The following is an 11,866-nucleotide window of genomic DNA, read 5'->3' as shown; positions in this document are numbered from 1 at the left end:
CCCCCCCCCCGGCCCCCCCGCGCCCACCGGGGGGGCCACACTCTGGCGTCATCCCAAGGAGCTTTGCGTGACCCCTTCTTTTCCTCTTCCGTCCCCGGGCCTTTGCGCCCTGCGTGGCGGCGCACGGGCGCTGCAGCGGGTGCACCCATGAGCGGCTCCGGCGATGTCGATGCAGGCAGCCGCAGCGGTGTGAGCGACGTGAGCGACGCCATCCTGGTGCGCGATGCCGGCGACGCCGCGCCCCGCCCGAAGCGCCCCAGTGCGCGCTTCCTGCTGGCGCATCCGGCGCATTTCATCGCCCTGGGTTTTGGCTCCGGCCTCTCGCCCTGGGCGCCGGGCACGGTGGGAACGCTCTGGGCCTGGCTGGCCTGGCTGGTGCTGCAGCGCTGGCTGACGACAGCCGAGCTGGGGCTCTTGATTGCCGGTGGCACGCTGGTCGGCTGGTGGGCCTGCGCCGTTGCCGCGCGCAACCTGCGCATTGCCGACCCCGGCTGCATCGTCTGGGACGAGGTGCTGGCCTTCTGGCTGATTCTCTGGCTGGCCATGCCCATGGGGCTCACGGGCCAGACCGTGGCCTTTGCCCTGTTTCGCTATTTCGACGCCGCAAAACCCGGCCCCGTGGGCTGGGCCGATGCGCAGTTCAAGGGTTTTGGCGCACGCGGCGCTTTTGGCATCCTGTTTGACGACTTTGTCGCCGCCTTCTGCACGCTGCTGGTGATTGCGCTTTGGAGGTTCTGGTGAACCCGGAATCACTCCCAAATCAGGAGCTTCAGGCGCAATCTCCATCAGCGCTAGAAGCCGATTTGACCTATATTTCTGCCGCCTTGCTGGCGCGCGGCGAGATGCTGGCCACCGCCGAGAGCTGCACCGGCGGGCTGATTGCCGCCGCCTGCACCGACTTGGCGGGCTCCAGCCAATGGTTCGAGCGCGGCTTTGTCAGCTATTCGAACGCGGCCAAAACCGAACTGCTGGGCGTGCCTGCCGCGCTCATAGACACCCACGGCGCTGTGAGCGAGCCGGTCGTGCGCGCCATGGCCGAGGGCGCACTCACGCATTCGCAGGCGCAGGTCAGCGTGGCCGTCACCGGTGTCGCCGGCCCCAGCGGCGGGAGCGAGGCCAAACCGGTCGGCACCGTGTGGTTTGGCTGGAGCGTGGGCGGCGCCACCCACAGCGAGATGCGGTGCTTTGGCGGCGGCCGGGCGGCGGTGCGCGCCGCCACGGTGCAGCACGCGCTGGCACAGTTGCGCGCATGGCTCGACAGCACCAAAAAATCTGGATGAAATAGGCTGCTAGCGCTTATTCCATAAGCGTTAACAGCTATTAATATAGTAGCGCCCTCACGCGCCGTGGCACTTCTTGAACTTCTTGCCGCTGCCGCACCAGCAGGGGTCGTTGCGGCCCGGCTCGGGCGCTTTGCGCACCGTCTCGACGCGCGGGCCCAGGCTTTTCCAGAGCTGGCGCAGGTCGTAGACCGCCCAGATGGCCTCACCGAACAGCTCCACGCGGGTTTCGCTGAGCGAGGGCAGGCCGTCTTCCGCGTACATGTTGACGGTCGGCTTGCCCGTGTCGTCTTCGGTCAGCGCGACGATGGAGTCGAGCGCGTCGTCCAGCCACTGGGCATGCTCGCGCTCACGGGGTGGCGCCCAATCTTCCGGCCAGTTTTCGACGGCGAACATGAAGCCCAGCGCCCAGACCTGGGCAAACGAAGGCACTTCGCCGTCTTCAATGCTTGGGCGTTCGGCCTCGGGCAGGGCCAGCAGCGCGCCGCGCACGTCCATCACCTCGGGCTCCAGCGTGCGCGGGTCGTCCAGTGCCTCCACGGGGGTGTCGAGCGCCAGCGTCACCTCGTCCCAGCGGCGCTGCCAGAGCGCCAGAAAGCGCGCCTGCTGGTCCAGATCGGCAAACATGGGCAACAGCGGCAGCGCCTCGCCTTCGGGCAGATCGAGGCTCTCGCCATCGCCCAGCAGCATGGGCAGGTATTCCCCCGGCGGGATGGCGCGGCGGCTGCAGACCAGCGCGGTCAGAAAACCGTCGCAGAACTCCCACTGCGGGGTTTCGTCGAGGCGCACGCGCAGCTCGTCGAGAATGTCGTCCAGCGCCTCCAGGTCATCGGGCGAGAGCGCGGGAGTCGGCTCGGCCCCCGGTTGAAGGGGGGATGCTGGTGTGGATTCGGTCATGTCGGTCGGTCCTATGATGGGCGGCGGCCGCTCCTAAAGGGCCGCGCCAGACGTGCCGCCCAGTGTAGCGCCGGCCCTCTTTCTTTCACCCGACGAATCCGCTTTGTGACCGCCCCGATGGATTACCCCGCTTTCCTGCGCGCCCAAGCCGCCACCCAGACGCGCAGCATTGCCAGCTACCAACAAGGCGGCGAGCAGCTCTGGCTCAAAAAGGCCGGCCCGCGCAACGCTGGCAGCCGCTACCGGCTCATGGGCGCACTCGCCAGCGTGCTGCGACTGCCAATCTTCACCCCCGTGCCCAATCTGGGCGGCCAGGAGGCCATCGCCACCGAAGCACGGCGCCTGCGTGAATTTGCGGCCCTCGGCATCCACGTGCCCACACTGCTCGCCGTGCAGAGCGACGCCTTGCTGCTGCGCCATCTGGGCGTGCCCGGCCAGCCCACGCCCTCGCTGGCCAACGAAATGCGCGACGCCGTACCGGCCGGCGCCGCTGCGGTGCTGGCGCTGTGGCGGCAAGGCCTTGCCGCCATTGGCGAAGTGCACGCCAAGGGCAGTTGCCTGAGCCAGGCCTTTGCCCGCAACCTGGTGCGCTGCGCGGACGGGCAGGTCGGTTTCATCGATTTCGAAGACGACCCGGCCGGCACGCTGCCGCTGGCGCTGTGCCAGGCGCGCGACGCGCTGTGCTTTGCCCATTCCAGCGCGCTGGCGCTGCACGAGGCGGATGCCCTGGCCACCGCCCGTCCGCTATGGCGCGCATGGCTCGTACAAGGCCAGCCGCACATGCAAACGGCGGTGGCCGATAGCGTTACGCGCCTACGCTGGCTGCGCCGCCTGCCGACCAGTCGCCTCCTGGGCCGCGACCTGCAGCGCGCACGCGCGGCGCACGACCTGCTGGCACCGTGATGACAGACACACTGCCGTGCCCTGCGGCACACTGCTTTGCCCCGCCCCCTTCCCAGGAGACCCCATGAAACTCAGCGCCGCCGTCGCCCAGTGCGCCACCGTGATGTTCGACACCGCTGCCACCGTCGCCAAGGCCCAGGCACTGATGGTGAAGGCCGCCGGGCAAGGCGTGCCGGTGCTGGTGTTTCCCGAAGCCTTTTTGGGCGGCTACCCCAAAGGCGCGGATTTCCACATCTACGGTGGCCGCACGCCGGAAGGGCGGAAAGATTGGCGCCTGGCACCCGGTGCCAGCACGCAAGCAGCCAGCGGGCAGGCTCGCCCATGAAGGTATCGGACGCCATTGCCCAGCGCATGTCGGTGCGCGCGTTCCAAGCCAGGGTGCCGCCCGCCGCCACGGTGCGCGCCATCCTCGAAGCTGCAGCGCGTGCGCCTTCGGGCGGCAACCTGCAACCCTGGCGGGTGCATGCGCTCACGGGCGCGCCATTGGCCGAGCTCCTGGCCCACGTTGCGGCCAGCCCACCCCAGCCCGAACCCGAGTACGCCGTCTACCCACCGAGCCTGTGGGAACCCTACCGCACGCGCCGCTTCCAAAACGGCGAGCAGCTCTACAGCACGCTTGCCATTGCGCGCGAAGACAAGGCTGCGCGCCTGCGCCAGATGGCAAGGAACGCACAGTTCTTTGGCGCGCCCATCGGTATTTTTTTGAGTATCGACCGGCGCATGGGGCCGCCGCAATGGTCCGATCTGGGCTGCTACCTGCAGAACGTGCTGCTGCTGGCGGTGGAGGCCGGCCTTGCCACCTGCCCACAGGAATACTGGGCGTTCTGCTCCGAGCCGGTAAAAGCATTTCTCGGGCTGGACTCTGCGCAGACGCTGTTTGCCGGCATCGCCCTGGGCTATGCGGACGAACAGGCCCCCATCAACCAGATGCGCACGCCGCGTGCGCCGTTTGAGGAATTTGTCCAATTGCGTGGGTTTCGCCACGACTGAAGGGGGTCACTTGCGTGCGCCAAGTGCCCCGTAAAATCGACGGATCTCCAGCCCTGGACGATTCGCTTGCACGCTTCGCAAGACCCTTGCTTGCGTTGCCGAGGTAAGCGCAGCAGGCGTCCCAAGAAAAGCAACCCTGATGCCTGCTACCGTTCACGCTTTGTCACACCCGAAGTACCGCGCCGATATTGACGGACTGCGATCGATTGCCGTTCTGTCGGTGGTCGCCTTCCACGCGGCGCCCGACTGGATTCATGGCGGCTTCATCGGCGTCGACATCTTCTTCGTGATTTCCGGGTTCTTGATCTCGACGATTCTTTTCAGCAATCTGGAGAACGACACCTTCAGCCTGCGAGAGTTTTACGCCCGACGCATCAAGCGCATTTTTCCGTCACTGCTGCTGGTGCTCATGGCAACATACGCCATAGGCTGGTGGGTATTGCTGGCGGGAGAATTCGCGCAACTTGGCAAGCACATCACTGCCGGGGCGCTGTTTGTCTCTAACCTTGCGCTCTGGAACGAAACCGGCTATTTCGACGTTGCCGCCGAAACCAAACCCCTGCTTCATTTGTGGAGCCTGGGGATTGAAGAGCAGTTCTACATCGTCTGGCCCGTGCTCCTGGTGCTGGCCTGGAAGAGGAAGTACAACCTCTTGACCCTGACGCTGGTGTTTGGTGCCATCTCCATGGCGCTCAATCTCAAAGGCATAGCAAAAAATCCCACCGCCACGTTCTATTCACCCCAGACCCGGTTCTGGGAACTGCTCTGCGGCAGCCTACTGGCTTGGGCTTCGCTTCATCCCCACCCCAAGACAGTCGCACTAAAAGGCACTCTGGATCGCTGGATCCACCGCACGCTGTACCGCAGCCTGCCGCCTGGCGACGGCAAGGCGCTGGCAAACGCACTGGCCCTGGGTGGAGCGGTTTTTCTCGCACTTGGGTTTCTGAAAATCAAGGCGGAGCTTGGCTTTCCCGGCAAATGGGCCATTGCCCCGGTGCTGGGCGCCGCAATGATCCTCTCCGCCGGCCAGGGGGCCTGGTTCAACCGTGTCGTTCTGTCCAGCCGATTGGCCGTTTGGTTCGGTCTGATCAGCTTTCCGCTGTATTTGTGGCACTGGCCCTTGCTCTCGTTTGCCCGCATCATGGAAGAAGGGCTGCCACGCGCGGATATCCGTCTCGGAGCCGTGCTGCTGGCCATTGTGCTCGCCTGGTTGACTTACCGCCTGGTCGAGAGACCCATCCGGTTTGGCACACACAACCGACTCAAAATTGCCACCCTGTGTGTTTTGATGGCCGGTATGGGCGCACTGGGCTACTACACCTTCGGCCAGAACGGCCTGGGCTTTCGCATGCAATCGCAGATCAGCCAGGCACTGCTGGACCAGACTATCGAACCATCGAACACACGGCTTTCGGATGGCTCCTGCGAGAAACTCCTCAATTTCGCGATGGGGCCTGGCGCGGTCTGCCTTGCGAACAGTTCTGCTCCCGAAGTACTTGTGGTAGGTGACAGCCACGCCATGGCTTTGAACAGCGCAGCCTTGCTGGGGAAAGTTCCCGTCAAAACGATGTTGATCGGAAACCACGGGTGCCTCCCCCTCGTGGGGTACTCCGTTCAGGATGGCAAGCTGAACAAGAACTGCAATACCCTGCCAGACCAAGCGTTCAAGATCCTTGCCCGCTATCCGTCCATCCACACGGTGGCCCTTGCCACACGTGGACCGTTTTACTTTTCCGGTCAGGGCTACGGGATGGAAGGCCCCAGCAACTATTCCATTTTTGCGCTCGACGGCACCAAGGCCAGCCAGACCGACATGTTCCACAAAGGCTATTCGCAATTCGTAAAGGAGCTGCTGCTGCGCAAGAAGGATGTCGTGTTTGTCATCGACCCGCCAGAATTGGGCGAGGATCCGAAAGGCTGCCTGTTCAGGCGGCCCGTTTCCATTCTGGAAAAGCCTGTCTCCACCTGCACCCAGGACAAATCCAAAGTCGTCGCCAGGCAGGCGGTGTACCGTGAACTGGTGGAGCAGATTCACACCGACAACCCGGCACTTAAGGTCTACGACCCAATCGATCTGTTCTGCGACGAGGCACATTGCTACGGCTTGCGCGACAAAAAGCTGCTGTATTGGGATGACGACCACATAGCCGTCTGGGCCAGCGAGCTGGTCTTGGGTGATATGCGCAAGCGCAAGCTCCTGCCCTGATTGCATCGTTTGCACTCCTGGAGGGGACCACGCGCGCCAAACAAGGCCATGCAACGCCAACAGCGGCGTCGATCGTGCGGGCCGCCTGAACCGCAAGCGCCGTCAACTACACGGTTTCGCGCGTCGGCCTACAGCGCGGCGTTGGCGCTGGCCCTACGCTTGCGGCCGGAGGCCCTCTTCGTTTCGCGTACCCGCGCACACCTTTATGTCCACACCCGCAGCCACTGCTGAACTTCCTGACGGCTCTCTCGATGGCCAAGGTCCCGGCACGCCCTTGACGCCCAAAAAGACCCGGCGCAGGCACGCCCCGACCTTGTCGCTTGCCGCCTGGAAGCAGTTCATGAGCGTCGCCAAGCCGTATTGGCAGGGCGACCAGAAACGCATGGCGTGGGGGCTGTTGGCGCTGCTGATTGGGCTGATGGTCGTCGATACGCAGCTGGCGGTCATGCTGGTGGACAAGAGCGGTGAAATCACCTCGGCGTTGGCGGGGCGGGATACGTCGCGCTTCTGGGCGGCCGTGCGCACCACGCTCTACGTGCTGGCCTTCGCGGTCCCGGTGTACGCGTTCTACTACTACATGCGGGACGCGTTCTCCAACTATTGGCGGCGCTGGCTGACGTCCCGCTTTCTGGATGGTTACCTCAGCGAACGCCATTACTATGAAATCGGCGCGCGCGGCGCCATCGACAACCCGGACCAGCGCATCAGCGAGGACATCGACACTTTTACCGGGCGTTCCACCAACTTTCTGCTGATTTTCATCGGCTCGCTGATGCAACTCATCGCCTTCAGCGCAGTGCTCTGGTCCATTTCCCACACCCTGGTGGCCATCTTGGCCGTCTACGCCTTTCTCGGAACATTCGGCGCCCTGTACCTGTTCGGGACACCCCTGATCCGCCTGAATTTCTGGCAACTGCGCCGTGAGGCCGATTTTCGTTTTGGCCTGATGCGGCTGCGCGAGAACGCCGAATCGATTGCGTTCTACCGCGGCGAAGCACAAGAGCGCGTGCAGCTCAATCAGCGCTTTGAGGCCGCGTTCAACAATTTCGCCCGAATGATCAAGATGCAGCGCTCGCTCAACCTGTTCCAGCGCTCGTTCAGCCAACTCACCTTGGTGGTGCCCAGCGTCGTGCTGGCAGGAGCCGTTCTGGCGGGCGAGATGGAAGTCGGGCGCGCGGTACAGGCCGCGGGTGCCTTCACCGCCGTGCTGGCGGCCGTCTCGCTCATCGTGGACAACTTCGAGAGCCTGAGCCGCTTCGTGGCAGGTATCGACCGGCTGCACGCGCTCTCGCAGGTGGTTCTGAAAACCCCGGCGGCGCCCGCGCCCTGGGCCGAGCCGCCTGCGATCGATGGGGTGGTCGCCATCGCAAAGCCCGATCTGTCGCCGAAGATCGAGATGCGCGCCGGCGACACCTTGGCCATCGAGGGACTCACCCTGTACACACCCGACTATCGCCGTATGCTGGTGCAGGACTTGTCGCTGCAGCTCGCACCGGGCGAGGCGCTGCTCATCACGGGCCCGAGCGGCTGCGGCAAGAGTTCGCTGCTGCGGGCCATTGCCGGTTTGTGGAACAGTGGCAGCGGGGTGGTGCAGCACCCGCCCATCGAAGACATGTTCTTCCTGCCGCAGCGCCCCTACATGCAAAGCGGCACGCTGCGCAGCCAGATCATCTACCCGTCGACCACGACCGATCTCGCAGATGAGCGGCTGCTGGAGCTGCTCGAGCAGGTGCACCTCGAAACGCTGGCCGAGCGGGTCGGCGGGCTGGAAGCGACGCACGATTGGGAAAAGCTCCTCTCCACCGGTGAGCAGCAGCGCCTGGCGTTTGCGCGGGTGCTGGCGCGCCGTCCTGGCATGGTGATTCTGGACGAAGCCACCAGCGCACTCGATGATGCCAACGAGGCCTCGCTGTACCAGCGGCTGCGCGAAAGTGGTGCCACGTTGGTCAGCATTGCGCACCGGTATTCGGTGCTGCGGCACCACAGCCAGGTGCTGGAGTTCAAAAGCGACGGTGCCTGGGAGCTGCACGACGCCGCCACGTTCAACTTCGCTGGCTGACGCGCGGCTCTGCGGCCCAGGGCCTCATTCGGCGCCAACGCGCACAGGCTGAGAATGGCCAATGGACGAGAGGGACGTCGCAGCTTCGGCACCACAAGCGAGCAGGCGCTTGCGCAGACGCAGCACCGCCTTGTCCTTGGACAGCAGGATCGCGCCATGCGCTGCGGCCAGGTCGATGAAGGGCTGGTCGTCGGCGTCCTTGCAGATGGCGCTGGCACGCGGCGCGGGCTCCACGGTCTGCACGGCGGCATCAAAGCGCGCCAGCACGGCCTCAGGCGTGAGGCCGTAGAACGCGACGCGCGGCGCGATCTGCGGGTAGTGGAGCACGCGGGCCAGCTCGCCGCGCATGCCGGCTGTCGCGATCCAGTGCAGCGCCCCAGAAACCAGCAGGCCGGGCAGCAGCGCGGTGGCCGGGTCGGCAAACACCAGCAAGTCGAGCACGATGTTGGTATCCAGCACCAGTGCGCGGCGGCTGCCGGCGGCTGGCAGCGCCGCCGGCAGCTCACGCACCATCGGCGGAAGCGGGAGCATCGCCCGGCCGGCTGCGCAGGCTGCCGCGAATCAGGTCGAAGCGGAACAAGCGGCATTCGATGGGGCCGTTCCACATCGGCACGCGGCGCGACTCCTTCAGGCGCATCTTGCCGGGGAGCTTCAGGTCGGGCGTGAGCATCCACGCCTGCCAGCCCGTGTAATGCTTCTTCCAGTGGCTGGCGAGCTGCTGGAAGAATTCGCTGCCATCGCCGCTGTCCCCATCCGCGCCCTGCACTTGCGCCGCCTCGCGCCCCACAGCCACCCCGTGCGCGCGCTGCTGGGCACGCTCGCGCGCGTTTTGGCCGGCGGAGCCTGCCGCAGCAATGCGCTCGCCGTACGGTGGGTTGAGCAGCATCACGCCCGGCTGCTCGCAGGGCGGCATGCGCTGCAGGGCGTCACCGCCGCGCAGTTGCACGGCCCGGGCGACACCAGCGCGCTCGGCGTTGTGCTCGGCAAAATCGACCATGCGGTGTGAAATATCACTGCCAAATATGCCTGTAGGGCAGGTGGTTATTGCGCTGGCAGCTTCTTCTTTGATAGCACCCCAGACATGCATCTGGAATGGCAAGAGCTTCTCAAAGGCAAAGCGCCGTTGCAGGCCCGGCGCAATATTGCAGGCCATTTGTGCCGCTTCGATGACCACCGTGCCGCTGCCGCAGCACGGGTCGTAGAGCGGCAGGGGCGCATCGCCCATCGGATTCCAGCCGGTGGCGGCGATCATGGCGGCGGCGAGCGTCTCCTTGAGCGGGGCGTCGCCTTTGGCTCCGCCTTCCTTGACGTTCCGCCAGCCGCGCTTGAACAGCGGCTCACCCGAGGTGTCGATGTAGACCGTAGCCTCGTCGGTGGTCAGGTGCAGGTGCACGCGCACGTCGGGCCACTGGGTGTCCACGTCGGGGCGCACGCCGGCCTTGGCGCGAAAGCGGTCGGCCACCGCGTCCTTGGTGCGCAGCGCGGCAAAGTTCAGGCTGGTCAGCGGGCTGTGCTGGGCCGTGACTTCCACCTTGAAGCTCTGGCGCGGCGTGAACCAGATCTCCCAGGCAATGCCGGACGCCAGGGCGTAAATATCGTTCTCGTTGCGGTACAGGCCCTGGGCCAACTGCACCAGCACGCGCTGCGCCAGGCGGCTGTGCAGGTTGAGCAAAAGCGCATCGCGCCAGGAAGCCTGCAGCAGTACGCCGCCACGGCCCACAAGCAAATCGTTGCCGGTGAGGCCAGTGATTTGGTGCACCTCGTCGGCCAGAAAGCCCTCGACGCCGGCGGCGCAAGGGAGAAATAGATGAAGTTGATTCATAGGATGACTGTTGCGTCGTGCAACCACCGCTGCCACCAGCAGCCAAACGCCAGTGCCACCGTGGAACCGGCTTTGCCGGGCCAGGGGTGGCGTCCCCCTCCCGCAGGAGAGGGGGATGGCGCGCAGCGCCGCAGGGGGTGTTTCATGTCAGCGCCTTGCGCAGCGTGGTGGTGGGGATCTTCAGCGCTTCGCGGTATTTGGCCACGGTGCGGCGCGCGCATTCGATGCCCTGCTCCTTGAGCATGTCGGCAATCTGGCTGTCCGAAAGCGGTCTGGCCGGGTTCTCAGCGGCGACGAACTGCTTGATGAGCGCCCGCACCGCCGTGCTCGACGCATTGCCGCCCGTATCCGTCCCCAGACCCGAGCCAAAGAAAAACTTGAGTTCGTAAGTGCCCTGGGGCGTGGCCATGTATTTCGCGGTGGTGACACGCGAGATCGTCGATTCGTGCAGCCCCAGCTCGTCGGCAATGTCGCGCAGCACCAGCGGGCGCATGGCCAGTTCACCATGCACGAAGAAGTTCTTTTGCCGTTCGACGATGGCGCGCGAGACGCGCAGGATGGTGTCGAAGCGCTGCTGGATGTTCTTGATGAACCAGCGCGCCTCCTGCAGCCGCTGCTGCAGCGCGTGGTGGCCGTCGCTGCCGCGGTGGCCGCGCAGGGCGCCCGCGTAAATGTCGTGCACGCGCAGGCGCGGCATCACGTCGGGGTTGAGCTGCACGGAAAACTGCGCGCCTCCTGTGCCGACACGGCGCACCAGCACGTCGGGGACGATGGCATTGCGCTCCACATTGGCAAAGCGCCGGCCGGGGCGGGGTTCAAGGCTGGCAATGAGGGCCATGGCCGCACGCACGGCGTCTTCGCTGGCGCCACACAGGGGGGCCAGGCGCCGCACGTCGCGCCGCGCGAGCAGGTCAAGCGGCTGCTGGCAGATGGCAAGCGCGGTCGCGAGTGTCTCGGCGTGCTGCGCCTCCTCGTGCCGAAGCGCCTGCAGCTGCAGGCGCAGGCATTCCGCCAGATTGCGCGCGCCGACACCGGTGGGCTCCAGACTTTGCAGCAGCGAGAGCGCCACGGTGAAGCGGTGCACCAGTTCTTCGGCCTCCTCCGCATCGCCCCCGGCCAAACCGGCGGCCAGTTCCTCGAGGGGGTCTTCCAGGTAGCCGTTGTCGTTCAAGGATTCGATCAGGAAGGAGAGCGCTGCACGGTCAATATCGGAAAGGCGCAGCGACAGCGCCTGGCGGTGCAGGAAGTCGGTCAGCGAGCCATGCTCCTGCGCGCGGTCCAGCGCGTCGCCCACGCCTTCGCCTTGGTCGCTCTGCTGGCGCGCGGGGGCGTCGCCGCCCCATTCGGCATCGTCAGGCGCCAGGTCGTACGTGCCATCGCCCGACCAATCCAGCAGCTCATCCGCTCCGGAATATTCCGAATCATTTTGGCTCTCGGCGCTTACTGCACTTGGGATTTCAGCTCCCGAATACGTAGCACTCTCGATGGGCGCATCATCAGCCTGCACGGGCATGTCGGCCTGCAGCAGGCCAAACTCCTCGCGCGGCGCCTCGTCGCTCTCGCGTTCCAGAAACGGGTTGTCGTCGAGCATCTGGTCGACTTCCTGCCCCAGCTCCAGCGTCGAGAGCTGCAGCAATCGGATGGATTGCTGCAACTGCGGCGTGAGCGCCAGATGCTGCGAGACGCGCAGCGACAGGCCGGGTTTCACG

At 65.4% G+C, this 11,866-nt stretch carries 11 protein-coding genes; 7 read left to right on the top strand and 4 right to left on the bottom strand.

Annotated features, from left to right (window positions below):
* Positions 1–147: 147 nt before the first annotated feature.
* Together AC07ZH_RS00160 and AC07ZH_RS00155 are read left to right on the top strand one after the other, a co-directional pair.
* Entirely contained in the window at positions 148–741 is a 594-nt protein-coding gene (locus AC07ZH_RS00160; protein ID WP_495198050.1) for a phosphatidylglycerophosphatase A family protein, read from the top strand.
* Between the two features lie 101 nt (positions 742–842).
* On the top strand, positions 843–1,280 hold the full coding sequence (locus AC07ZH_RS00155) for a CinA family protein (RefSeq protein WP_495198250.1): 438 nt from the start codon (positions 843–845) through the stop codon (positions 1,278–1,280).
* A gap of 57 nt (positions 1,281–1,337) precedes the next feature.
* Here AC07ZH_RS00155 and AC07ZH_RS00150 read toward each other — a convergent pair whose 3' ends face one another.
* Positions 1,338–2,177, bottom strand: a complete 840-nt coding sequence (locus AC07ZH_RS00150; protein ID WP_495198049.1) for a UPF0149 family protein — start codon at positions 2,175–2,177, stop codon at positions 1,338–1,340.
* 105 nt (positions 2,178–2,282) lie between these two features.
* On the opposite strand from AC07ZH_RS00150, the gene AC07ZH_RS00145 reads away from it, so the two are divergent.
* The 5 genes from AC07ZH_RS00145 (at position 2,283) to AC07ZH_RS00125 (ending at position 8,335) form a co-directional block, all read left to right on the top strand.
* Positions 2,283–3,080: a BUD32 family EKC/KEOPS complex subunit gene (locus AC07ZH_RS00145; RefSeq protein WP_495198048.1), complete on the top strand. Its 798-nt coding sequence runs from the start codon at positions 2,283–2,285 to the stop codon at positions 3,078–3,080.
* 64 nt (positions 3,081–3,144) lie between these two features.
* Positions 3,145–3,405, top strand: a complete 261-nt coding sequence (locus AC07ZH_RS00140) for a nitrilase-related carbon-nitrogen hydrolase (RefSeq protein WP_495198047.1) — start codon at positions 3,145–3,147, stop codon at positions 3,403–3,405.
* Positions 3,402–4,070, top strand: coding sequence for a nitroreductase (locus AC07ZH_RS00135; protein ID WP_495198046.1), 669 nt, complete (start codon positions 3,402–3,404; stop codon positions 4,068–4,070). Before AC07ZH_RS00140 ends, AC07ZH_RS00135 begins: the two co-directional genes overlap by 4 nt.
* Positions 4,071–4,209: 139 nt before the next feature.
* On the top strand, positions 4,210–6,276 hold the full coding sequence (locus tag AC07ZH_RS00130) for an acyltransferase family protein (protein ID WP_495198045.1): 2,067 nt from the start codon (positions 4,210–4,212) through the stop codon (positions 6,274–6,276).
* Between the two features lie 205 nt (positions 6,277–6,481).
* A complete protein-coding gene (locus tag AC07ZH_RS00125; RefSeq protein WP_495198044.1) occupies positions 6,482–8,335 on the top strand; it encodes an ABC transporter ATP-binding protein/permease in 1,854 nt (617 codons plus the stop codon).
* 24 nt (positions 8,336–8,359) lie between these two features.
* On the opposite strand, the gene AC07ZH_RS00120 is transcribed toward AC07ZH_RS00125, so the two are convergent.
* The 3 genes from AC07ZH_RS00120 to AC07ZH_RS00110 form a co-directional block, all read right to left on the bottom strand.
* Positions 8,360–8,866, bottom strand: coding sequence for a PIN domain-containing protein (locus tag AC07ZH_RS00120; protein ID WP_495198043.1), 507 nt, complete (start codon positions 8,864–8,866; stop codon positions 8,360–8,362).
* On the bottom strand, positions 8,838–10,157 hold the full coding sequence (locus AC07ZH_RS00115; RefSeq protein WP_495198042.1) for a THUMP domain-containing class I SAM-dependent RNA methyltransferase: 1,320 nt from the start codon (positions 10,155–10,157) through the stop codon (positions 8,838–8,840). Before AC07ZH_RS00115 ends, AC07ZH_RS00120 begins: the two co-directional genes overlap by 29 nt.
* A gap of 142 nt (positions 10,158–10,299) precedes the next feature.
* Positions 10,300–11,865, bottom strand: coding sequence for an RNA polymerase factor sigma-54 (locus AC07ZH_RS00110; protein ID WP_495198041.1), 1,566 nt, complete (start codon positions 11,863–11,865; stop codon positions 10,300–10,302).
* Between the last annotated feature and the right edge of the window lies 1 nt (position 11,866).

The organism is Simplicispira sp. GW247-4R2A (genome assembly GCF_059424465.1).
The sequence above is the reverse complement of the archived record's forward strand: the minus strand, read 5'-3'. Positions and strand labels throughout refer to the sequence as shown.